This window comes from Pantoea latae (assembly GCF_002077695.1).
In the GTDB taxonomy this organism is placed as follows: domain Bacteria; phylum Pseudomonadota; class Gammaproteobacteria; order Enterobacterales; family Enterobacteriaceae; genus Pantoea; species Pantoea latae.
Genome location: NZ_MWUE01000008.1, coordinates 266,635 through 289,261, shown reverse-complemented (window position 1 = coordinate 289,261; position 22,627 = coordinate 266,635). Strand labels below are relative to the sequence as shown.

Below are 22,627 nucleotides of genomic sequence, written 5' to 3'. Positions count from 1 at the left end.
AGCCTTGCTTTAAAAGCAAAGGTAGCTCGATAAATTGATAATTGTGGCAATGCCGGCCTTCTGGCAAAGATAGGTGACAGCACAATAAAAAAGACAGGGCAAACATGACGGAACAACAGGCAGTTGATCAGGCGATGCGCTACTTCGACAGCGGGGAATTTCAACAGCTTCTGGCGCGTCGCATCGCGTGCGTGACCGAAAGCCAGCGAGGCGATCGCGACAGCGAGCTGAGGCACTATTTACACGGCGAAATTGGCCCGCAGCTGGCGGCGCTCGGCTTTAGGCTGCACTTTATCGATAATCCCGTGACGGCGCAGCGCCCGTTTCTGGTGGCGACGCGTATCGAAGCGGAAAACCTGCCGACGCTGCTGGTTTACGGCCACGGCGACGTGGTGTTCGGCGATGATGAAAACTGGCGCGACGGGCTGGATCCGTGGCGGCTGACCGAAGAGGGCGATCGCTGGTATGGCCGCGGCAGCGCCGACAACAAGGGCCAGCACTGCGTTAATCTGGCGGCGCTGGAGCAGGTCTACCACGCGCGCGGCGGCCGCCTTGGCTTTAACTGCAAAATTTTGTTCGAGATGGGCGAAGAGATCAGCTCGCCGGGCCTCGCCGAACTCTGCCAGCAGCAGCAGGCGCTGCTGCGCGCCGATCTCTTTATCGCCTCTGACGGCCCGCGCGTCAGCGCGCCGCGACCGACGCTGTTTCTGGGATCGCGCGGCGCGGTTAACTTCCGCCTCACCATTAACGCGCGCGATAACGCCTATCATTCCGGCAACTGGGGCGGGCTGTTGAGCAATCCCGGCACCCGGCTGGCAAGCGCTATCGCCTCGCTGGTCAACGCGCAGGGCGTGCTGCAGGTCGAGGCACTGAAGCCCGACTCGCTGAGCGCGGCGGTGCGCGCCATTCTCAGCGATATTGAGGTGGGCGGCATGCCGGGCGATCCGGCGCTCGACGCTAACTGGGGCGAACCAGGCCTGACGGCGGCGGAACGCCTCTATGGCTGGAACACGCTGGAGGTGCTGGCGTTCGAAACCGGCAACCCAGCGCGTCCAATGAACGCCATCCCCGGCACGGCGACCGCCGTATGCCAGCTGCGCTTCGTGGTCGGCACCGACTGGGAAAACCTGGTGGCGCACGTGCAGGCGCGTTTGCACGCGAGCGGATTCGATGATGTACAGGTCGACTTCCTGCGCGGCTCCCCGGCCACGCGCCTCGACCCGCAAAGCCCGCTGGTCGCCTGGGCGCTGGAGAGCCTGGCCGTCAGCAGCCACAAAAAACCGGCGCTGCTGCCCAACCTCGGCGGCTCGCTGCCCAACGAGGTCTTTTCCGACATCCTGGGCCTGCCGACGCTGTGGGTGCCGCACTCCTATCCCGCCTGCGGTCAGCACGGCGTCAACGAGCATATGCTGAAGTCCGTGGCGCGCGAAGGGTTGCAGATCATGACCCGGCTGCTCTGGCAGCTGGGTGAAGAGGGCGAGGCGCTGCTGGCGCGGCAGCAGGCGTATCAGGAGGCGCGCGCATGAGCAGCCTGACGCAAACGGCGCCGCAGGTTCACCCCAGACCGAGCCTGCATAAAACCCTGTTCGCCACCTGTATCGGCAACGCGCTGGAGTGGTTCGATATTGCGGTCTACGGCTTTTTCGCCAGCTATATCGCGCACGCCTTCTTTCCCACCAGCGACGCCTCGGTTTCGCTGCTGCTGACCTTCGGCAGCTTTGGCGTCTCATTCCTGATCCGTCCGCTCGGTGCGGTGGTGCTGGGCAACTACGCCGATCGCCACGGCCGTAAAAAGGCGCTGCTGCTCTCTATCAACCTGATGATGCTCGGCGGCGCGATGATCACCTTTATGCCGGAGTACGGCACCATTGGGCTGGCCGCGCCGCTGCTGATTATGCTGGCGCGCCTGATCCAGGGCTTTTCGGCGGGCGGCGAGTTCGGCAGCTCCACGGCGTTTCTGGTGGAGCACTTTCCCGAGCGTAAGGCGTTTATCGCCAGCTGGCAGTTTGCCACGCAGGGCGCGAGCACGCTGATGGCTTCCGCCTTTGGGCTGGGGCTGACGCAGATCCTCAGCGAGGCGGAGATTCAGTCGTGGGGCTGGCGCATCCCGTTTGCCTTCGGTCTGCTGATTGGCCCGCTGGGGATCTACATTCGCCGCCACGTGCATGAGCCGGCCAGCTTCACGCAGCAGGAGAAAAGCGCGGCGCCGTTGAAACAGCTGTTTGGCCGCCAGAAAGAGCTGATGCTGCTGGCAGTCGGCCTGATGGTGATTTCGACAGCGGTGAACTACATGCTCAACTACGTGCCGACCTACGCCACGAAAACGCTGCATCTGCCGGGAAGCGTCGCTTTTAGCGCCACGCTGCTGGCGGGAGTGATCCTCACCGTGGTGACGCCGCTGATGGGGCTGTGCGCCGAGCGCGTAGGGCGGGTGCCGCTGATGTGGGGATCGCTGCTGCTGCTGCTGGTGACCATCTATCCCGCGTTCAGCTATATGGTGAATCACACCTCGCCGCTGACGTTGATGCTGCTGGTGGGCTGGATGGCGCTGCTGAAGTCCATCTACTTCTCTACCGTGCCGTCGGTAATGGCGGATCTCTTTCCGCTCGGCACGCGCGCCAGCGGTATGGCGATCAGCTACAACGTCGCGGTGACCATCTTTGGCGGCTTCGCGCCGCTGATCTGCACGCTGTTGATCAACGCCACCGGCACCAGCCTTGCGCCGGGTTACTATCTGATGGCGGTGTCGCTGCTGAGCGCCGCGGCGCTGCTGCGCAGCCGGTCGCGCATCGCGTAAAAAAAAGCCGCCTGTTACAGGCGGCTTATTCATTACAGCGAAAACTGCAGATAGGCAACGTGCGTCTGCAGATACTCCTCCAGGCCATGACGCCCGTCGGCGCCGCCGATGCCCGATTTACGCCAGCCGGCGTGGAAGCCCTGCATCGCTTCAAAGTTCTCGCGGTTAACGTAGGTTTCGCCAAACTTCAGCCTGCGCAGCGCCGCCATGGTGGTGTTTAAATCTTGCGTGTAGAGCGAAGAGGTCAGACCATATTCGCAGTCGTTGGCCAGCTCAATCGCCTCGTCCAGCGTCTTAAAGGTCATCACCGGCAGCACCGGCCCAAAGATCTCCTCGCGCATAATCTCCATATCCTGACGCACGTCGGCGATAATAGTCGGCTCGAAAAAGAAGCCTTTATCGCCGGCGCGTTTGCCGCCCAGCACCACCTTGCCGCCCGCCGCCACGGCGTCCGCCACTTTTTTCTCCACGCGCGCCAGCGCGGCGGCGGTGATCAGCGGTCCCATATCAATGTCGCGCTGCTCCGCCGGATCGCCAAATTTCACCTGCTTAAACGCCTCGGTCAGCGCCGTCATAAAGCGGTCGTAGATGCCTTCCTGCACATAAACGCGCTCTGCGCAGTTGCACACCTGCCCGCTGTTGATCACGCGCGAGCTGACAATCGCCTTTACCGCCACATCGACGTCGGCATCGTTCATCACGATGGCGGGCGCTTTGCCGCCCAGCTCCAGCGACACCTTAGTGACGTTCTTCGCCGCGGCCGCCATCGTGGCGACGCCTGCGCCGACGCTACCGGTCAGGCTCACCAGACCCACTTTCGCATTAGCGGCCAGCTCCTGGCCAATCTCCGGGCCGTAGCCGTAGACAATGTTAATCACGCCCTGCGGCAGGCCAATCTGATGCAGGATCTCAGCGAAGATGCCGGCGTTAAGCGGCGTCAGTTCGCTCGGCTTGATGACGATGGTATTGCCGGTAATCAGCGCGGGCGCGGCTTTACGCGCGATTAGAAAGAAGGGGAAGTTCCACGGCAGGATGCCGGTGGTGACGCCGATTGCCTTTTTAAATACGAAGATATTCTCGTTGGGACGATCGCTGTTGACGATCTCGCCTTCATAGCGGCGCGCCCATTCGGCCATATAGTCCAGGTAGTCGGCTGTAAACAGCACCTCGGTCTGCGCCAGGCCTTGCGTTTTGCCGCCCTCGGCGACGATAGTGGCGGTCAGCTCAGGCTCGCGCTGGCGGATGGCGTTCGCCAGCTTGCGCAGCCAGCCGCCGCGCGCGACGGCGGGCAACGCCTCCCAGGCGGGCTGGGCGGCTTCGGCGGCGTCAATCGCGCGGCTGGCCTCTTGTGCGCAGCCTTCGGGGATACGCGCCAGCAGCGTTTCGGTGGCGGGATTAATCACCTCAATCCACGCGTCACGGCTGTGCGCGACAAATTCACCGTTAATATAATGTTTGAGTTCTGTTGTCATCTGCTGCATCTCCGATGTCGAGTACGTTAATAAAATGTTTTATAAATGCAGCGTGAAACAAAACCCCTGACGCCACCTTAGCCTGATTGCCATTTACAGCGCGGCGCTGGCAAACAAACGCAGAACAGGGCGCTGACGACGACAAAAGCTTGCATTGGGTATGCATGACCCCCATATCTTCTCTACGTTGCGCAAAACGGAATTTGGGCCAACACTTTCAGTAATGAGGAGGATGTTATGGCGAGCGGATGGGCGTCAGATGGCGCCGTGCAGGAACAGATTGAAAGTACCGTTAATGATGAAATCGCCCGCGTGCGCGGCAGCATGAACAAGGGCGAAAGCGCGGAGTATTGCGACGAATGCGGCGAGCCAATCCCGCAGGCGCGCCGTGAGGCGGTGCCCGGCGTGCGTTTCTGCCTGGCCTGCCAGCAGGCGCACGACAAAGAACTCAAAGGCAGCGCCCTCTATAACCGACGCGGCAGCAAAGACAGCCAGCTGCGTTAGCTCAGGAACCTGGCATGGCGAGTCCGCTGCCGATAAACCATGCCAGAAAACCGACGCCCGCCACGATAATGGCGATCGGAAACAGAATACCCACTCTCATAGAAACCTCGTTATCTTCCTGTCAGGCGACCTGCATCACCGCGCGGTGCGTTTTTAGCATGCTGAAAAGCTGAAACTGGCTGGCGTCGCTGACGTCGCGCACCACCTCGCCTTTTTTATACGTAATGCGGTGAACATGGCCCAGCTGGCGCCATACCACCATCGCCGAGGCGATCAGCGCGCAGCTCTCTTCCGCCTGCTGACACTCCAACGTCGCATAGCGCGCCTCTTCCAGTTCGTTGGTAAAAATCTTTACCGCGCTGGCGGGCAGAATGGCGCGCAGGTCATCCAGCATGACGCGGCTTACCGCACGCGATAAAAACAGCGTTAACCATTTTCCCGTCATCTCATTTCCTGCCGTGGATGCGTTTCATCGTTTTATACGGGCTTAATCGCCAATAGGGAAGCATCTTTGTTTTTTTGCCAGGCGCGCTGAAAAAACGGCAGCCAGCGGGAAAATGTGCTGCGCGGCACAGCATTTTATTAAAAAAACCTGAATAATGAGTAGGTTAAGGGATTTCTCCGCTGCAGATCCAACAAAATCGAAACTGTGATCCCGGTAGGGAGTAACCGGCTGATATTGCCATTCCGGCTTTGTGATCGGCAGCCATTCAAAGGCTGGAGGCGTCAGGCGCACCGTAGACTGCCTGCTGACCAGGAACCGGGTTTCCTGTAGGCCTCAACCTTATGCAAGGAATAACAATGAACAGTGCCATTATTGCAGGTATCTTCTGGCATCTCGTCGGTGCTGCCAGTGCCGCGTGTTTCTACGCGCCGTTTAAACAGGTGAAAAAGTGGTCATGGGAAACGATGTGGTCGGTCGGCGGCTTTATGTCCTGGCTGATCCTGCCGTGGGCGGTCAGCGCGGCGCTGCTGCCAAACTTCTGGGCCTACTACAGCAGCTTTAGCTTCTCTCAGCTGCTGCCGGTCTTTCTGTTCGGCGCGATGTGGGGCATCGGCAACATCAACTACGGCCTGACGATGCGCTATCTTGGCATGTCGATGGGCATCGGCATCGCTATCGGCATCACGCTGGTGGTCGGCACCCTGATGACGCCGCTGATCCAGGGACGGTTCGGCGAGCTGTTTGCCTCAACCGGCGGCCGGTTAACCCTGCTCGGCGTCGCCGTGGCGCTGGTGGGCGTTGCGATCGTCTCGCGCGCCGGCCTGCTGAAAGAGCGCGCGCTGGGGATCAACGCGGAAGAGTTCAATCTCAAGAAGGGACTGGTGCTGGCGGTGCTGTGCGGTATCTTCTCGGCGGGCATGTCGTTCGCTATGGACGCGGCGAAACCGATGCATGAAGCGGCGGCGGCACTGGGCATCGATCCGCTCTACGTCGCGCTGCCAAGCTATGTGGTGATTATGGGCGGCGGGGCGCTGGTCAACCTGGCGTTCTGTTTTATCCGCCTGGCGATGAAGCCGGAGCTGTCGCTGCGTCGCGATCTCTCCGTGGCGAAGCCGCTGCTGCTTGCCAATATCGCCTTCGCGGTGCTGGGCGGCACCATGTGGTATCTGCAATTCTTCTTTTACGCCTGGGGTCACGCCAAAATCCCGCCGCAGTATGACTACGTCAGCTGGATGCTGCACATGAGCCTCTACGTGCTGTGCGGTGGCCTGGTCGGGCTACTGATGAAAGAGTGGAAATCGGCTGGACGCCGTCCGGTCAGCGTGCTTTCGCTCGGCTGCGTGGTGATTATTATTGCCGCTAACATTGTGGGCCTTGGGCTGGCGGCGTAAGTACCGATACCAGAGAGTAATCAGCGTGAAATGTAAGATAAAGCGCCCGCGACACGCCTGTCACGGGCGCTTTGCTTTTCGGGCCATCTCACCTGCGCAGGATTGTGGCCACCTTTCTGCCAGCGGCCGCAGGTTTAAGACGGCGCTCTGTCCTGCGCCGCACTTCCCGACCGCTGCGGCACAAACCGTTGCCGCCAGGCGCTGGGCGTCAGGCCGGTTTCGCGCGTAAACACCACTGAGAAATAGTTGCTGTCGTCAAATCCGCAGCGCGCCGCCACTTCGCCTATCAAACAATCCTGCGTGCGCAGCAGATGCTTTGCCTGACAGAGCTGCAGCTGACGCAAATAGTGGCCGACCGTCATCCCGGTCTGCTGGCGGAACAGCTGCTTCAGAGCGCGCTCGTTCAGCGCGTTCTGCTGGCAAAAGGTCGCCAGATCGAAGGGGCGCGCCACCGCGCCCTGCAGCGCCGACATCAGCAGGTCGAGCTGTTCGCCTTCGGGCAGCGCCCAGGGCCGGTCCGCCGCATAGCCGTGGCGGCGCAGGATCAACGCCAGCTGCAAAAACAGCGCTTCTGACAGCTGAATAGAGAGAGGATCGCTCTTATGGCTTTCGCGCTCCAGCTGGCTGATGACGCCGCGCGCCAGCGCCATGCCGCGCGTAGTCAGACGCCAGCAGCCCGGCGCATCTTCGCCCTGCGGCGGCAGCAGCTGCGCCCAGTCGAGCCCCAGGCCGAAACGATCGCGACAGTAGAGGATGTTGTCGAGCACCAGGTCATTAACGCTGTCGTAGCTGTGGCAATCCTGATCGCGAATATAGAAGACGTCGCCGCAGGTAATCAGCCAGGGGCGATCGTTAAGAATATGCAGGCCATTACCGCGCCAGACGATAACAATTTCGCTGAACTCATGCCGATGCGCGGGAAAAGAGGGCTGCGGCATACGTTCAGCCACGGTGACCGGCAGGTTAGGGGCAGGGAAATAGTCCTCCCGACTCAGGATCAGCGACATCGATAGCTCCTTTTACATCATCTGCTGGCGCTCCGCTCGCGGGGCGCAGCCAAATTCACGCCGAAACAGGGTAGAAAAGTGATTGCTGTCGCCGAAGCCGCACTGAAAGGCGATATCGGTAATGCGCAAATCGCTGTGGCGCAGCAGATGGCGCGCCTGCAGCAGCCGCAGCCGGTTGAGATAGCGCTGCGGCGTGCTGCCGGTTTGCTGCTTCATCTGGCGATGCAGCGTGCGCAGCGACAGCGAGAAACGGTCGGCCAGCGCCTCCCACACGATCTCTTCGCTGTAGTGATCGTTGAGCCAGTCCAGCAGGCGATGCAGCCTGGCCTCTTGATCCTGCGCCTGTTCATTGCGGCACGCCTCGCGCAGCAGCACCAGCAGCTGCAAAAAGAGCTGCTCCTGCCGCGCCTGTTTCTCCAGCGACCAGCAGTCATCCTGCCGCATCTTCGCCACCACATCCAGCGCCTGCGTCATGACTTTGTTATTTATGCGCCAGTGCGAGGCGTACTGGCCCTCGCTTTCATTCGGCAGCAGCGCCTGCAGCCCAGAGAGAAAGCGAAAGGCGCTCGGGCTGCGGTAGAGCACGTTGGTGAGGCAGAGATTGTCGGTCTGCTCATAAAGGTGACGGTCGTGATCGCGCACGAAGCAGACGCAGCCGGCGCACAGGGTTTGCGGCTGGCCGTTAAACACATGAATGCCCGACCCCTGTTCCACCAGCACGATTTCGTGGAAATCGTGGTGGTGCTCCGGGAAGGCCGGCTGAGGCACACGCGGTTCGATAGCGATGGCGTAATCGCCCTCAGGAAAGAAGTCGGCGCTGTGTAAAATCGTCATGATGGCCTCGTCTGTTTAACAAAAACGTAACCGAGTCTACCTGGCCGCGCGGCGGCTTACCTTGAATTTTGCACCGCCAGCCGCAGGAATTTTGCTTTTTATTCAAGATATTCCCACCAGTTAAAAGATTTGCGGCGAAGCTCACATACGATGCCCTTACGCCTCTGTGATCTCCCTCACGAACATCTTTGCAAACCTGCCAGCGAGCGAGAGGCGCTGGCAGTACGGGGAAGGTGGCGCGCCTGTAACGTTTTTACTCTGTCAGCATCACATCAGAGGAAGAACGGGCCATGAGTAAGCGAAATATCGTTGCGGTTGATTTGGGCGCATCCAGCGGACGCGTGATGCTCGCCCAGTGGGACGCCGCATCTCAGCACATCGACCTGCGCGAGGTGCGCCGTTTCGCCAGCCTTCGCGAACGTCGGGCGGGCTATGACTGCTGGGATCTCGATCATCTTGAGCGTGAAATCCGCGCCGGGCTGGCGCAGCTGGATGCCGAAAACATCGTGCCGGACAGCATCGGCATCGACACCTGGGGGGTCGATATGGTGCTGCTGGACAAGGCAGGCAACCGGGTCGGTGAAGCGGTGAGCTATCGCGATAAACGCACCCACGGCGTGATGGAGCAGGCGCTGCGCGAGCTGGGCAAAGAGACCATCTACGCCCGCACCGGCATTCAGTTTCTGCCCTTTAATACGCTCTATCAGTTCCGCGCCCTCAGCCAGCAGCAGCCGGAGTGGAAAGCGCAGGTCGCCCATGCGCTGATGATCCCTGACTATCTGCACTATCGCCTGACCGGCAAGCTGAACTGGGAATATACCAACGCCACCACCACGCAGCTGCTGAATATTGAAAGCGGCGAGTGGGACGCGGAACTGCTCGCCTGGGCGGGCGCGTCGCCGTCGTGGTTCGGCAAGCCGACCTCGCCGGGCAATCTGATCGGCCACTGGCGAAACGCCAACGGCGCCGAAATTCCGGTTATCGCGGTTACCACGCACGACACCGCCAGCGCCGTGCTCGCCACGCCGCTGACGCAGGAGAATGCAGCCTATCTCAGCTCCGGCACCTGGTCGCTAATGGGCTTCGAAAGTTTGCTGCCTTACGCCTCCGCCGAGGCGCTGCGCGCCAACATCACCAACGAGGGCGGCGCGGAAGGCTATCGCGTGCTGAAAAACATCATGGGGCTGTGGCTGCTGCAGCGCATCTGCACCGAGCTACGCATCGACGACCTCTGCGCGCTGATCGCGGAAACGGAGAAAGAGCCGGCCTGCCGCGCGCTGATCAACCCCAACGACACGCGCTTTATCAATCCCGACAGCATGGTGAACGAAATTCAGAACGCCTGCGCCGAACAGCATATGCCGGTGCCGCAGTCGGCCGCCGCGCTAGCGCGCTGCATCTTTGACAGTCTGGCGCTGCTCTATCGCGAGGTGATTCAGGATCTTGCGACGCTGCGCGGCAGCGCCTTTCGCCAGCTGCACGTGGTGGGCGGCGGCAGCCAGAATCAATTCCTCAACCAGCTCTGCGCCGACGCCTGTCAGATCCCGGTGCTGGCCGGGCCTGTTGAAGCCTCCACGCTGGGCAACGTCGGCTGTCAGCTGATTGCGCTGGGTGAACTCACCGACGTGGCGGATTTCCGCCGCTGCGTCGCAACCAATTTCCCTCTTAAGACATTTGAACCGCTGAACAACAGCGCCTTTCGTGCCAGTGAGGCACGCTTCGCGGCGTTGAGTCAGCCTGCTAAGGAACTCGCATATGACAAAGCTGATTGAGCAAGCCTTTGAACTGGCTAAACAACGTTATGCCGATATCGGCGTGGATGTCGACCAGGCGATGGCGCGACTGGATAGCGTGCCCATCTCCATGCACTGCTGGCAGGGTGACGACGTGCGCGGTTTTGAAAACCCGCAGGGCGCGCTAACCGGCGGCATCCAGGCGACCGGCAACTACCCGGGCAAAGCGCGCAGCGCAGCGGAGCTGCGCGCCGATCTGGAAAAGGCGATGTCGCTGATCCCCGGACCGAAACGCCTGAACCTGCACGCTATCTATCTGGAAAGCGAGTCGCCGGTGGATCGCGACGCCATTGAGCCAAAGCACTTCGCCAACTGGGTGGAGTGGGCGAAGCAGCAAAAACTGGGCCTGGATTTCAACCCGAGCTGCTTTTCCCATCCGCTGAGCGCCGACGGATTTACCCTGTCGCACGCCGACCCGGCGATCCGCCAGTTCTGGATTGACCACTGCAAAGCGAGCCGCCGCGTCTCGGCCTGGTTTGGCGAACAGCTCGGCACGCCTTCCGTGATGAACATCTGGGTGCCGGACGGCATGAAAGATCTCACCGTCGATCGTCTCGCGCCGCGTCAGCGTCTGCTTAGCGCGCTGGATGAGGTGATCGCCGAGAAGCTCAATCCGCAGCACCATATCGACGCGGTAGAGAGCAAGCTGTTCGGCATCGGCGCAGAAAGTTATACCGTCGGATCCAACGAATTCTTTATGGGTTACGCCACCAGCCGCCAGACCGCGCTGACCCTTGACGCTGGCCATTTCCATCCGACCGAAGTGATCTCTGACAAGATCTCCACCGCCATGCTCTATGTGCCGCGTCTGCTGCTACACGTCAGCCGCCCGGTGCGCTGGGACAGCGACCATGTGGTGCTGCTCGACGATGAAACCCAGGCGATCGCCAGCGAAATTGTGCGCCACCAGCTGTTTGACAAGGTGCACATCGGGCTCGACTTCTTCGACGCCTCTATCAACCGCATCGCAGCCTGGGTGATCGGCACGCGCAACACCAAAAAAGCGCTGCTGCGCGCGCTGCTGGAACCCACCGAGCGCCTGCGTCAAACAGAAGCGGCGGGAGATTACACCGCGCGTCTGGCCCTGCTGGAAGAGCAAAAATCGCTGCCGTGGCAGGCGGTATGGGAAGCCTGGTGCCTGCGCCACGACGTGCCCGCCGACGCCAGCTGGTTAAGCGATGTGCGTCATTACGAACAACAAATTCTGAATCAACGTTAAGGGTTCACTATGCAAAGCATTCTTTCTTCCTGGTTTGTACAGGGAATGGTCAAAGCCACCAGCGACATGTGGCTGAAGGGCTGGGACGAACGTAACGGCGGCAACGTGTCGCTGCGTCTGCTGGAGGAGGAGGTTGAGCCTTTTGCAAGCGATTTTTACGCCGCGCCGCGCTGCGTCGAACTGACTCAGCCCGCGCCGCAGCTGGCGAACTGCTGGTTCCTTGTCACCGGATCCGGCAAGTTTTTCCGCAACGTGCAGCTCGATCCCGCCGACAGCCTGGCGCTGCTGAAGGTCGATGAGCAAGGGCTGTCATACAAAATTTACTGGGGACTGAGTAACGGCGGGCTGCCCACCTCCGAGCTGGCGTCGCATTTCCAGTCGCACAGCGTGCGCAAACAGGTGTCGAACGGCGTCGACCGCGTGATCATGCACTGCCATGCCACCAACTTTATGTCGCTAAGCTACGTGGTGGAGCTGGATTCGGCGCGCTTTACGCGCCTGCTGTGGGAAGGCAGCACCGAGTGTCTGGTGGTGTTCCCCGACGGCGTCGGCATTCTGCCGTGGATGGTGCCGGGCACCGACGAGATCGGCCAGGCGACCGCCGATAAGATGGCGTCCCACAGCCTGGTGATGTGGCCGTTCCACGGCATCTTCGGCGCTGGCCCGACGCTGGACGAAACCTTCGGCCTGATCGACACCGCCGAGAAATCGTCGGAAGTGATCGTTAAGGTGCTGTCGATGGGCGGCATTCGCCAGAGCATTACTACCGAGCAGCTGGTGGCGCTGGGCAAGCGCTTTAACGTCACGCCATGGCAGGCGGCGCTGGACGTGGGGCCAGCCAATGCTTCGTAAAGCCTTTATCATGCAGGTGAATGCGGAGTGCCACGCGGAATATGAGCGTCGCCATTCGCCCATCTGGCCGGAACTGGCGGAAACGTTGAAGGCGCATGGCGCGCATAACTACGCCATCTGGCTCGATGCCGAACGCCATTTACTCTTTGCCAGCGTGGAGATCGAGTCGGAAGAGCGCTGGAACGCCGTGGCGCAAACGGAGGTGTGCCAGCGCTGGTGGGCGTCGATGAAAGATCTGATGCCCAGTAATCAGGACAACAGCCCCATTAGCCAGCCGTTAAAGCCAGTCTTCTTCCTCGAATAAGCGGCCATAACAACCAGGGCGGGATATTTCCCGCCCTGGTTTTACTTCATAGCGCAAAAATATTTATTTCTGCTTCACACAGTGACCCGTCAGTACCGGCCACATCGCCATCAGCGTATCAATAATATTGTCGAGATCCGCCTGCGCCGCACCTTCACGCGCGCGCACCGACATGCCCTGCAGCAGACACGCCAGATAGCGTGCCAGGGAGATGATATCCACCTGTTGCGGGATATCCCCGCGCTGCTGACGCGCGGAGAGAAAGTCGAGCAGCGTCTGCTGCTGCGCCTCATGCTGCTGATGTAGCATCTGGGCGATTTCACCCGATGAGGATGAGAGCGCGGTCGAGGTGCAGATAAAAAAGCAGCCAGACGGCGTATCGCAGTCGGTAAAGCAGGCCGCAGTGGCGCGGAACCAGCCCTCAATCGCGTCGGCAACCGTTTTGCTTTCGTCATGCAAAGCCGCGTTGCGGTAAGCGCTGAAACGCTCGATATAACGCTCCATCGCCGCGCGGAACAGACCTTCCTTATTCACGAACTCAGCATAGAGTGTGGGCGCTTTGGCGCCGGTGGCCGCAACCAGATCGGAAAGGGAAGTGCCTTCATAACCGTGGGTCCAGAACAGCGTCAGCGCTTTATCCAGCGCCGCGTCTCGATCGAACGTTTTTGGTCGACCACGGCATTTTTTAACCGCTTCATCATGTTGCTGGCTCATACAACCTCGCGTCTGAAAAACACCCCATTAAATTACCGATCATTAATAAAATATGCAAGCCGTCCGGCGCTCTGGCGTCGCCGGGTTGTCACTTTGTGCTCTGGCAGCCGCTTTTCACCCTAATGGTTAAGTGAAAAAGGGTGGCAAAGCCCATAATCACGCCACTTCCGCATTAAAATAACGATCGATAAATAAACATTGACGTTCAGGCACGCAATGCACTACCATTAATTTAACGATCGTTAATTAATTTAACGACACCTGTACAAACACCGAATATGAGAGCCGATATCATGAAAACCACCAAACTGACCCTGGCCGCTCTGGCCTTTACCACCCTTTCTTTTGGCGCAATGGCCGCCGATCAGGTTGCCAGCGATCCGCTGCACCAGACTGCAGTCGGTACCATCTCTGCACAGGGTGGTTCAAACCTGGATTCACTCGAAGCGCAGCTCAACGCGAAAGCGGATGCCGCAGGCGCTAAATCGTTCCGCATCACCTCGACCTCAGGCCAGAACAACCTGCACGGCACGGCGGTGATTTACCAGTAAGTCAGCAGCGTCGGAGAAGAGGAGAAGAGAGGATGAAAAGCGTCACATTCGCCGTACTGGCAGCGCTGCTCGGCACGGCTTCATTGGCCAGCGCGGCGGCGCAGCATATTGAGGTCGCGCCTTATGCGCAGACCAGCGCCGCAGCGGTAAACGTCAGCGGCAGCAGCAGCTTTATTTCTCTGGAGCAGCAGCTGGCGGGAAAGCAGGACAACAGTCGCGTCCAGCCTTTCCGCATCACTTCGACCTCTGGCGCGAGCGGGCTGTCTGGCACAGCCGCCAGCCTTAACTAACGAAAAGGGCTTCAGCAACGCAATGCTGAAGCCCTTTTTTTTTATCCGTTGCTGCGCAGCTGCGGATATTTTCGGAAAATCGCAATACACCAGAACAGCGCGACCAGCCCCAGCAGCCCGCCGATATTGCCGACGTCCGCCATGCTCAGATGCTTGCTGACCTGGTTGCCGAGCAGCGCACCTGCGCCAATGCCGATATTATAAATCCCTGACATCAGCGACATCGCCACGTCGGTGGCATCCGGCGCCAGCGACAGCACGCGCACCTGCATCGCCAGCCCGATCATCATCATCGCCATTCCCCACAGCACGCAGAGCGTGGCAATCGCGGCCGGACGCACCGCGGCGAAAATCAGCAGCCCCATACAGAGCGTGATGATGGCGATAGCGGCGATCAGCAGCGCAGACGGGAACTTATTGCCCAGCGAGCTAAACAGTACGCTGCCCAGAATCCCGGCGGAGCCGAACAGCAACAGCAGCAGGGTGGTGAAGTTCTCATCCGCATTCGCCACGAACTGCATAAAGGGCTCGATATAGCTGTAGGCGGTATAGTGCGCCGTCACCACCACCGTCACCAGCAGATACATGCTGACCAGCGCGGGCCGGCGAAACAGCATCGGCACGCTGCTGAGCGAGCCGGTGTGCTCGCTCGGGAGACGCGGCAGAATGCGCGTCAGCAGTACCATCAGCACCAGCGCGGAGAGGCCGATCATGCCGAAGGTGGTGCGCCAGCCCAGATATTGTCCCACCACGCGGCCGATCGGCACGCCCAGCACCATCGCCAGCGCGGTGCCGGTCGCCAGCATGCTTAACGCCTGAGTTTTTTTACCGGCCGGCGCGACGCGTATCGCCAGCGACGCGGTGATCGACCAGAAGACCGCATGCGCCAGCGCAATACCGATGCGCGACATCACCAGCGAGGCAAAACTCCAGGCGAAGGTTGAAAGCAGGTGGCTGGCGATAAAGATCAGAAACAGCACCGCCAGCAGAATGCGCCGCTCGATATTGCGCGTCAGCAGCATCAGCGGCAGCGAAAGCAGCGCCACCACCCAGGCGTAGATGGTGAGCATGATGCCGACATCTGCGCTGGTCATGTCGAAGCTGGCGCCGATATCCGACAGCAGGCCGACGGGCACGAACTCGGTGGTATTGAAGACAAAGGCGGCGATGGCCAGCAGCACCACGCGTAGCCACGCCGTTTTACGAGAAACAGTAGTTGATTGCATGTAGATAAAATCAGTCCGGGCAACAGCAAACGGATGCGACCAGCACACCCACGAAAGTGACTTGCGTCACAAATTATTAGCTATTGTGAGGGAATTGCACGGTAAGGGGAACGCTGAAACGCGGTTTTATTCCTGAAAATTTTTTATCGCCCGACCCGCGGGCGATAAAAGGCGGTTATCAATGGGGCGATTTACCGGGCATCATGCGTCTGAGGGTGTTGTCCTTAAGAAAGTAGTGATGAAACAGCGCGCCTACGGCATGCAGGCCGATCAGCCAGTAGCCCAGCGGCGCCAGGGTTTCATGCCAGTCAATCAGGGTATCAGAGAGATCGAAGTTCGGCTCGCTCGCCACCGGCATGGGAATGCCGAACAGCCACCAGTCACGCCCGCGCAGATAGCGCGAGGTCAGGCCGAGAACGGGCAGCGTAATAAACAGGGCGTAAATCAGCGTGTGCACCAGATGCGCCAGACCCGTCTGCCAGCGCGCGATGGGCGGCACGATGGCTGGTGAGCGATGACGCTGGCGTAAAAACAGGCGCGCCAGCATCAGTATCAGCACGCTAAAGCCGGCGCTAAAGTGCGTCACGATCATGGCGTAGCCTTGCCAGGAGCCGCGCTGGGCAAAGCCGCGCAGCTCGATAGTGGCGTAAGCCAGCGCCACCAACAGAAAGGTCAGCCAGTGTAGGGTAATTTGGGAAGCGGCATATTTTTCACGCATAGTCTGCTCATGCACAGGAGAGGAAACCTCTACCTTACCGCAAAACAGGGCGAAATCTTAACAAACTGGCGCAACGGCGGCGGCCCCATTTTCCTCGCGCCGTCAGGCCAGCATAATCAGAGTGTGGCGATATGCTTTAGTGCCACGCTATTCTGCTGAGTCAGGTTTTTTTTTACCGGTAACGGACAGCAGGCCTCGCATCCGAGTGAGCCAGGATAATATTTGCGCGCCTGCTGGATCGCCGCATTGGCGGTGTAAAAGGTGCCAAGAAACAGTCTGGCATCAAGCGGAGGAAGATACTGGCAGCCTGCGGCATGCACCACGTGGTTATTGTTGTAGCCTGAGTGTTTAGAAACGTAATAGTAATGGCCCATGGGGACATCCTCATTGCTGAAAATAAAAGTACATTTATTGTTGGAGTGAAGGGGATTATAGCGGGGAATGAGGGCTTTGTTTTAGCTGGTACTAATTAGTAAGCAGGCTCAGGATTAGCAGGCTAAAAAGGGCGTCGCGGCGCCCTTCAGGGAGAGTGAGGAACTACAATTTTTTCTGCTGTAAACGCCATCCCACCAGCAGGGCGAGAAGCAGAAGCGCCGAGATAAACGCGGTTATGCCCGTCCAGCCAAAGCGGTGCCAGAAAAGACCGCCCAGCGTGCCGGCCACGCTGGAGCCGACATAATAGCTGAAGAGATAGAGCGACGACGCCTGGCCTTTGGCGCGACGCGCGCGCGGGCCTATCCAGCCGCTGGCGACCGAATGGGCGGCGAAAAAACCGGCGGTGAACAGCATCATGCCGAGGAAGATCCACCACACCGCGCTGAGAGCGGTGATCAGCAGCCCCGTCAGCATCAGGGCAGTGGCACCCAGCAGCACCGGGCCGCGTCCCAGACGCGTCGTCAGCGCGCCGGCTTTCGGCGAACTCCAGGAGCCCGTCAGATAGACCACCGACAGCAGGCCGACAATCGCCTGGCTAAGGTGGTAGGGCGCGCCGAGCAGGCGATAGCCAATATAGTTAAACAGCGTGACAAAGGCGCCCATCAGCAGAAAGCCTTCGGCGAACAGCAGCGGCAGTCCGGCATCGCGCCAGTGCAGGCGAAAGTTAATCATCAGGCTGCGCGGCCTGAGCGACGCCGGGCGGAAATGTCGCGAAGGCGGCAGGATACGCCAGAACATCAGTGCCGAGGCGAGGGCGCAGCAGCCGATGGCGGCGATGGCGACGCGCCACGAAAAGAAATCGGTGAGCACGCCGCTCAGCAAACGGCCGCTCATGCCGCCGATTGAGTTGCCGCTGATATAGAGCCCCATCGAAAAGGCGATAACGCTGGGATGGATCTCCTCGCTCAGATAGGTCATGCCCACGGCCGCGACGCCGCTGAGCGACAGTCCCGTCAGGGCGCGCATCAGTAAAATCCCCTGCCAGCTGTTCATGGTGGCGGAGATCAGGGTGCAGAGCGCCGCCAGCATCAGCGCCGTCACCATAACATTTTTGCGGCCGATAGCGTCGGAGAGCGGCCCCGTCACCAGCAGGCCTAGCGCCATCAGCCCGGTGGCCACCGAAAGCGAAATGCTGCTCTCGGCGGGCGAAACGCCGAACTGCGCCGACAGCACCGGCAGAATCGGCTGCACGCAGTAGAGCAGCGCAAAGGTGGCCAGACCGGCAGAGAACAACGCCAGCGTCACGCGCATAAACTGCGGCGTGCCGCGCTTAATCCAGACGGCAGAGGGCGCCGTCGCCACTGTGGGAGAGTCGGGTAACGCGTTATCGTCGAGCGTAACGGCGTGAGAAGAGCGACGCACGGTAATTCCTCACCTGAAAACAATAGGCTTACTCTAGGAAAGGGGTAATAGGTTGTCTAATATATTAATCCTCTCAACTGATACGTTTAGAATATGAATATTGAACTGCGCCATCTGCGTTACTTTCTGGCGGTGGCGGAAGAGCTGCACTTTGGCCGCGCCGCGCAACGGCTTAACATCTCTCAGCCGCCGCTGAGTCAGCAGATTATGCAGCTGGAGCAGGAGATCGGCGCAAGGCTGCTGACGCGCACCAACCGCAGCGTGCAGCTTACGCCAGCGGGTCATCAGTTTCTGCTCGATGCGCGCGCCATTCTGCTGCAGGTCGAACAGGCCGCCAGCCGCGCGGCGCGGCTTCAGCGCGGCGAAGAGGGCGAGCTGCGCATCGGCTTCACCTCGTCCGCCCCTTTTACCGGGCTGGTGTCAGACGCGCTCTATCAGTTTCGTCAGCGCTGGCCGCAGGTGCATATCCAGATGCAGGAGATCAACACCCGCCAGCAGCTGGCGCCGCTGCACGACGGCCAGCTCGACCTGGGCGTGATGCGCAACACCGTGCTGCCGGCCGATCTGCGCCATCAGCTGCTGCTGCGCGAACCGCTGCGCGCGGTGGTGCACTGGGCCCATCCGTTGGCCGATGCGGAAACCATTTCGGTCAGCGCGCTGGCCAACGAGCCGTTTATCTTCTTCGATCCTCAGGGCGGCACCGCGCTGCACGGCGAAATCCTTGGCCTGCTGCGCCGCTACCATATTCAACCCTACATTATGCAGGAAGTGGGCGAGGCGATGACCATTCTCGGCCTGGTGGCGACCGGCCTCGGGGTGTCGATTTTGCCCGCCTCTTTCGCGCGCGCGCGTCTTGCCGATGTGGTCTGGCTGCCGCTGCGCGAAGAGGATGCGCTGTCGGAGGTATGGCTGGTCTGGTCCGGCGAGCGGGAGCCCTCGATGCAGATGCGCAATATGATGCAGCTGCTGCAGCCTGCCGCGGCGAAATAAGCGCCTGACCCTGGGTAAAGTCCGGTTTTTATGTGCTGTAAATCACATTTCAAATCAAATATTTGACGCCAGCGCAGATTCTGCCTCACCATAGTCGCTGTTTATTTAGAAGCGCGAAAATAACCGGGAGCAGGGCGTGAATCTGGAGAGTCAGCCTGGCCATATTGACCAGATCAAACAGACTAATGCAGGCGTGGTTTATCGCCTGATCGACCTTCACGGCCCGGTGTCGCGTATCGAACTTTCCCGACTGGCGCAGCTGGCACCCGCCAGTATCACCAAAATCGTGCGTGAGATGCTGGATGCCCACCTGGTGCAGGAGACTGAGTTTCAGGAGCCGGGATCGCGCGGCCGCCCGGCCATAGGGCTGATACTCGACACCCTGGCCTGGCACTATCTTGCGGTGCGCCTGCATCACGGCGCGCTAACCCTCACGCTGCGCGATCTCAGCAGCCGCGCGCTGGTGGAGGAGTCGTTGCCGCTGCCTGACGAAGCGCAGCAGCCGCTGCTCACCTCGCTGATTGAAGAGGTCGACGCCTTTTTTATGCGCCATCAGCGCAAACTGGAGCGGCTGACGGCGATCGCTGTCACCTTGCCCGGCCTGATTAACGCCGCCTCCGGCGTGGTGCATCGCCTGCCGGGCTATAACGTGCAGGAGATGCCGCTGGGTGATACTCTGGCGCAGCGCACCGGCGTGCCGGTTTTCGTGCAGCACGATATCTCCGCCTGGACGCTGGCAGAGTCGCTGTTCGGCGCGTCGCGCGGCGTGCAGAACGTGATCCAGATTGTTATCGACGATACCGTCGGCGCGGGCGTGATCAGCGGCGGCCAGCTGCTGCACAAAAGCGGCCGCGCGCTGGTGGAGATCGGCCACACCCAGATCGACCCCTACGGCCAGCAGTGCTACTGCGGCAATCACGGCTGTCTGGAAACGGTCGCCAGCACCGGCAGCCTGCTGGCGCTGGCGGCGCAGCGTCTGCCCGCGCAGCCGGAAAGCGTGCTGCACCAGCAGCCGCTGTCGCTGGAGACGCTCTGTCAGGCGGCGCAGCAGGGCGATCGGCTGGCGCGCGACGCTATCGCCGGCGTTGGGCATCACGTTGGCCGGATGCTGGCGATGATGGTCAACATCTTTAATCCGCAGCATATTCTCATCGGTTCGCCGCTTAACGACGCCGCTGACGTGCTTTTTCCCGCGGTGTTCAGCACCATTCGCCAGCAGGCGCTGCCCGCCTACAGCGAGGCGATCCAGCTGACGCCCACCGAATTTCGCGAGCCCGGCACCCTGGGCGCGGCGGCGCTGATCAAAGACGCCCTCTACAGCGGCTATCTGTTAGTGAAATTGTTGCAAGGTTAAGTGCGACTGAACTTTGCGCTAACGCAAGCCCCGCGCCTCCTGCATTCCTTACAATGCGTTTTGCTTTTTTGTAAAACAAAACCGTAACGTTAAGGAGGAGTGGGGTGAAAAACCTGTTTATTACCGGCACTGACACCGCTGTAGGAAAGACCGTGGTTTCGCGCGCGCTTCTGCAGTATTTCGCTCGTGCTGGCCTGAGCGCCGTCGGTTTCAAACCGGTCGCCAGAAATGCGGTGCAGAGCGCGGAAGGCCTGCGCAGTAAAGATGCGCTGGTGTTACAAAGCAGCTCGACGCTCGCCTTGCCCTACGACGCCATTAATCCGTTAATTTATGAAGAGGACGAGGTCAGCACGCGTCCGCGCGAGCCGGTGGACTATGCCCTGCTAAGCCGCGGCCTGCAGCAGCTGGAGCAGCAGGCGGAGTGCGTTATCGTGGAGGGCACGGGCGGCTGGCGCAGCCTGATGCATGACGCAAAACCGCTCTCCGGCTGGGTGGCGCAGCATCAGATCCCGGTGGTGCTGGTGGTGGGTATCAAGCAGGGCTGTCTGAGCCATGCGCTGCTGACCGCCGAAGCCATTAAGCGCGACGGCCTGCCGCTGGCGGGCTGGGTGGCGAATCGCATCAACCCCGGGCTGGCGCACTACGCGGAGCTGATTGCCGTGCTGAGCGACAGCGTCGACGCGCCGCTGCTTGGCGAGCTGCCCTATTTACCGCGCGCCGAGCAGCGCGAGCTGTCCGGCTACCTCGATCTGTCGCCGCTCGGCGTAGCCGCCGTGCCCAGTTCAGGTGCAAAGATCGCCTGATGGTGAAACATTTCCCCTCAAAGCGCCTGTGGCTGAACCGATAGTTTCAGGGTTCGGCGCAGCGCTTTACCCATTTTATCCTGCGCTAAAACAATGGATTACCCTTTTCTGAACCGGCTGCGCGCGCGCATGGCGTGATTAATGCATTAACAACCTTAATCACAGGTCTGCCGGAGCACGATTATGTCGCATTCAGAAGAGAAAGCATTACTCTACGGGCTGGAGGAGCGCATTCGCCCGGCGCCCGCTTTTTTCGCCGCGCTGCAGCACGTGCTGGCCAGCGTCGTCGGCATTATCACGCCGCCGCTGATTATCGGCTCCGTGCTGGGGCTGCAGGCGTATATCCCCTATCTGATCAGCATGTCGCTGCTGGTTTCCGGCCTGGGCACCTTTCTGCAGGCGCGGCGTGTGGCGGGCATCGGCGCGGGCATGATCTGCCTGCAGGGCACCAGCTTCGCCTTTCTCGGCGTGATCCTTTCCGGCGGCATGATGGTCAAAGGCCGCGGCGGCTCGCCGGAGGATATCCTGGCGATGATTTTCGGCTGCACGCTGGTCGCCGCGCTGATCCCGCTGCTGATCAGCCGCTGCGTCGCTCAGCTGCGTCGTGTGCTGACGCCGGTGGTCACCGGCACCGTTATCACGCTGATTGGCATCAGCCTGATCAAAGTCAGCATCACCGACTGGGCGGGCGGACATAACGCCGCCGACTTCGGCGCGCCCGGCAATCTGGCGCTCGGCGCACTGACCCTGCTGGTGATTATCGCGCTGAACCGCATGCGCAACCGCTGGGCGCGGCTGGTGGCGGTGATCGCCGGTATCGCCGTCGGCTGCGTCGCCGCGGCGCTGAGCGGCATGCTGACGCTAAAACCGCTGCCGGACAGCGGCTGGCTGGCGCTGCCGGGCTTTTTCCGCTTTGGCTTCGCCTTTGACTGGACGATCTTTTTACCCATTGCGCTGGTCTCGGTGATTTCCGTTATCGAAGCGGTAGGCGACCTGACCGCAAACTGCATGTTGTCGCAGCAGCCGATTAGCGGGCCGCAGTTTCAGCGTCGTCTGCAGGGCGGCATCTGCGCCGACGGCGTCAGCTGCGTGCTGGCGGCGATGTTTTCCGCCTTTCCCAATACCACCTTTGCGCAGAATAACGGCGTAATACAGATGACCGGCGTGGCGAGTCGCTATGTGGGCATGGTGATGGGCGTGATGCTGGCGCTGCTCGGGCTGTTTCCCGCCGTGGGCGCGGTGATGCAGCAGATCCCGGCGCCGGTGCTGGGCGGCGCGACGCTGGTAATGTTCGGCAGCGTGGTGGCGGCGGGCATCCGCGTGATGACGCAGACCCCGCTGGGACGTCGGGAAATGCTGATCGTCGCGGTGTCGTTTGGGCTGGGGCTGGGCGTCGAAGCGGTGCCGGAGGTGCTGAAGCAGTTCCCGCCGCTGGTGAGCCAGCTGTTCGGCCATGCGGTGACCACCGGCGGCGTGCTGGCGATCCTGCTCAATCTGGTGCTGCCGAGCGAACCGCGCGCCGTGGCGCTGCCACAGGGCGAGACCGCGGGTGGCCAGTAAGGGTTA

Annotated in this window: 25 protein-coding genes; 14 read left to right on the top strand and 11 right to left on the bottom strand. The window is 60.7% G+C overall.

The features are described 5' to 3' along the window. The first annotated feature begins 104 nt into the window (after nt 1-104). Both B2J69_RS06860 and B2J69_RS06855 read left to right on the top strand, forming a co-directional pair. Nucleotides 105-1,526 carry a M20 family metallopeptidase gene (locus tag B2J69_RS06860; protein ID WP_081137667.1) on the top strand — a complete coding sequence of 474 codons (1,422 nt, stop codon included), beginning with the start codon at nt 105-107 and terminating at the stop codon, nt 1,524-1,526. Next, nucleotides 1,523-2,797, top strand: a complete 1,275-nt coding sequence (locus B2J69_RS06855; protein WP_081137665.1) for an MFS transporter — start codon at nt 1,523-1,525, stop codon at nt 2,795-2,797. Before B2J69_RS06860 ends, B2J69_RS06855 begins: the two co-directional genes overlap by 4 nt. 32 nt (nt 2,798-2,829) lie before the next feature. Here the strand turns inward: B2J69_RS06855 and aldA are convergent, their stop codons facing one another. Then, the gene (gene aldA, locus B2J69_RS06850; protein WP_081137664.1) at nt 2,830-4,269 is read right to left on the bottom strand and encodes an aldehyde dehydrogenase; all 1,440 of its coding nucleotides are present in this window, start codon (nt 4,267-4,269) and stop codon (nt 2,830-2,832) included. Nucleotides 4,270-4,506: 237 nt separating this feature from the next. Here aldA and B2J69_RS06845 point away from each other — a divergent pair, with 237 nt between their 5' ends. After that, complete coding sequence (locus B2J69_RS06845) at nt 4,507-4,773, top strand: DksA/TraR family C4-type zinc finger protein (RefSeq protein WP_081137663.1); 267 nt, start codon at nt 4,507-4,509, stop codon at nt 4,771-4,773. 1 nt (nt 4,774) lies between these two features. Here the strand turns inward: B2J69_RS06845 and B2J69_RS23740 are convergent, their stop codons facing one another. Genes B2J69_RS23740 through B2J69_RS23735 form a run of 3 tightly spaced genes read right to left on the bottom strand, consistent with a single transcriptional unit; the run spans nt 4,775 to nt 5,509 of the window. Then, nucleotides 4,775-4,873, bottom strand: a complete 99-nt coding sequence (locus tag B2J69_RS23740) for a YoaK family small membrane protein (protein WP_143806249.1) — start codon at nt 4,871-4,873, stop codon at nt 4,775-4,777. 21 nt (nt 4,874-4,894) lie between these two features. Then, nucleotides 4,895-5,218 carry a hypothetical protein gene (locus B2J69_RS06840; RefSeq protein WP_081137662.1) on the bottom strand — a complete coding sequence of 108 codons (324 nt, stop codon included), beginning with the start codon at nt 5,216-5,218 and terminating at the stop codon, nt 4,895-4,897. 42 nt (nt 5,219-5,260) lie between these two features. After that, complete coding sequence (locus tag B2J69_RS23735; RefSeq protein ID WP_143806248.1) at nt 5,261-5,509, bottom strand: hypothetical protein; 249 nt, start codon at nt 5,507-5,509, stop codon at nt 5,261-5,263. Nucleotides 5,510-5,574: 65 nt separating this feature from the next. Here B2J69_RS23735 and rhaT point away from each other — a divergent pair, with 65 nt between their 5' ends. Continuing rightward, complete coding sequence (rhaT, locus tag B2J69_RS06835) at nt 5,575-6,609, top strand: L-rhamnose/proton symporter RhaT (RefSeq protein ID WP_081137661.1); 1,035 nt, start codon at nt 5,575-5,577, stop codon at nt 6,607-6,609. 134 nt (nt 6,610-6,743) lie between these two features. Here the strand turns inward: rhaT and rhaR are convergent, their stop codons facing one another. Together rhaR and rhaS are read right to left on the bottom strand one after the other, a co-directional pair. Then, the gene (rhaR, locus tag B2J69_RS06830; RefSeq protein ID WP_081137660.1) at nt 6,744-7,616 is read right to left on the bottom strand and encodes an HTH-type transcriptional activator RhaR; all 873 of its coding nucleotides are present in this window, start codon (nt 7,614-7,616) and stop codon (nt 6,744-6,746) included. A 12-nt stretch (nt 7,617-7,628) separates the two neighbouring features. Continuing rightward, nucleotides 7,629-8,450, bottom strand: coding sequence for an HTH-type transcriptional activator RhaS (gene rhaS / locus B2J69_RS06825; RefSeq protein WP_081137659.1), 822 nt, complete (start codon nt 8,448-8,450; stop codon nt 7,629-7,631). 290 nt (nt 8,451-8,740) lie between these two features. Between rhaS and rhaB the strand changes: the two genes are divergently transcribed. Genes rhaB through rhaM form a run of 4 tightly spaced genes read left to right on the top strand, consistent with a single transcriptional unit; the run spans nt 8,741 to nt 12,618 of the window. After that, the gene (gene rhaB / locus B2J69_RS06820; protein ID WP_081137658.1) at nt 8,741-10,222 is read left to right on the top strand and encodes a rhamnulokinase; all 1,482 of its coding nucleotides are present in this window, start codon (nt 8,741-8,743) and stop codon (nt 10,220-10,222) included. Next, nucleotides 10,206-11,462 carry an L-rhamnose isomerase gene (locus B2J69_RS06815; RefSeq protein WP_081137657.1) on the top strand — a complete coding sequence of 419 codons (1,257 nt, stop codon included), beginning with the start codon at nt 10,206-10,208 and terminating at the stop codon, nt 11,460-11,462. Before rhaB ends, B2J69_RS06815 begins: the two co-directional genes overlap by 17 nt. 9 nt (nt 11,463-11,471) lie before the next feature. Beyond that, complete coding sequence (gene rhaD / locus B2J69_RS06810) at nt 11,472-12,314, top strand: rhamnulose-1-phosphate aldolase (protein ID WP_081137656.1); 843 nt, start codon at nt 11,472-11,474, stop codon at nt 12,312-12,314. Further along, a complete protein-coding gene (gene rhaM / locus B2J69_RS06805; protein WP_081137655.1) occupies nt 12,304-12,618 on the top strand; it encodes an L-rhamnose mutarotase in 315 nt (104 codons plus the stop codon). The genes rhaD and rhaM overlap by 11 nt, the downstream gene beginning before the upstream one ends. A 63-nt stretch (nt 12,619-12,681) precedes the next feature. On the opposite strand, the gene B2J69_RS06800 is transcribed toward rhaM, so the two are convergent. Continuing rightward, nucleotides 12,682-13,332 carry a TetR/AcrR family transcriptional regulator gene (locus tag B2J69_RS06800; RefSeq protein WP_081137654.1) on the bottom strand — a complete coding sequence of 217 codons (651 nt, stop codon included), beginning with the start codon at nt 13,330-13,332 and terminating at the stop codon, nt 12,682-12,684. A gap of 293 nt (nt 13,333-13,625) precedes the next feature. On the opposite strand from B2J69_RS06800, the gene bhsA reads away from it, so the two are divergent. Then, nucleotides 13,626-13,883, top strand: coding sequence for a multiple stress resistance protein BhsA (gene bhsA / locus B2J69_RS06795; RefSeq protein WP_081137653.1), 258 nt, complete (start codon nt 13,626-13,628; stop codon nt 13,881-13,883). A gap of 32 nt (nt 13,884-13,915) precedes the next feature. Next, nucleotides 13,916-14,173, top strand: coding sequence for a hypothetical protein (locus B2J69_RS06790; RefSeq protein ID WP_081137651.1), 258 nt, complete (start codon nt 13,916-13,918; stop codon nt 14,171-14,173). A 41-nt stretch (nt 14,174-14,214) separates the two neighbouring features. On the opposite strand, the gene B2J69_RS06785 is transcribed toward B2J69_RS06790, so the two are convergent. The 4 genes from B2J69_RS06785 to B2J69_RS06770 form a co-directional block, all read right to left on the bottom strand. Continuing rightward, nucleotides 14,215-15,399 (bottom strand): sugar transporter, encoded by a 1,185-nt coding sequence (locus B2J69_RS06785; RefSeq protein WP_081137649.1) that lies wholly within the window; start codon nt 15,397-15,399, stop codon nt 14,215-14,217. Nucleotides 15,400-15,577: 178 nt separating this feature from the next. Beyond that, on the bottom strand, nt 15,578-16,117 hold the full coding sequence (gene cybB / locus B2J69_RS06780) for a cytochrome b561 (protein WP_081137647.1): 540 nt from the start codon (nt 16,115-16,117) through the stop codon (nt 15,578-15,580). Between the two features lie 116 nt (nt 16,118-16,233). After that, complete coding sequence (locus B2J69_RS06775; RefSeq protein ID WP_081137645.1) at nt 16,234-16,491, bottom strand: hypothetical protein; 258 nt, start codon at nt 16,489-16,491, stop codon at nt 16,234-16,236. Between the two features lie 163 nt (nt 16,492-16,654). Continuing rightward, nucleotides 16,655-17,914: an MFS transporter gene (locus B2J69_RS06770; protein WP_081137643.1), complete on the bottom strand. Its 1,260-nt coding sequence runs from the start codon at nt 17,912-17,914 to the stop codon at nt 16,655-16,657. A 93-nt stretch (nt 17,915-18,007) separates the two neighbouring features. On the opposite strand from B2J69_RS06770, the gene B2J69_RS06765 reads away from it, so the two are divergent. From B2J69_RS06765 to B2J69_RS06750, 4 genes are all read left to right on the top strand, one after another. Continuing rightward, nucleotides 18,008-18,904: a LysR family transcriptional regulator gene (locus tag B2J69_RS06765; protein WP_081137641.1), complete on the top strand. Its 897-nt coding sequence runs from the start codon at nt 18,008-18,010 to the stop codon at nt 18,902-18,904. A gap of 136 nt (nt 18,905-19,040) precedes the next feature. Further along, nucleotides 19,041-20,258, top strand: coding sequence for a sugar metabolism global transcriptional regulator Mlc (mlc, locus tag B2J69_RS06760; RefSeq protein ID WP_081137639.1), 1,218 nt, complete (start codon nt 19,041-19,043; stop codon nt 20,256-20,258). Nucleotides 20,259-20,362: 104 nt separating this feature from the next. Next, nucleotides 20,363-21,061, top strand: coding sequence for a dethiobiotin synthase (bioD, locus tag B2J69_RS06755; RefSeq protein ID WP_081137637.1), 699 nt, complete (start codon nt 20,363-20,365; stop codon nt 21,059-21,061). A 183-nt stretch (nt 21,062-21,244) separates the two neighbouring features. Next, entirely contained in the window at nt 21,245-22,621 is a 1,377-nt protein-coding gene (locus tag B2J69_RS06750) for a nucleobase:cation symporter-2 family protein (RefSeq protein ID WP_081137636.1), read from the top strand. Nucleotides 22,622-22,627 lie beyond the last annotated feature (6 nt).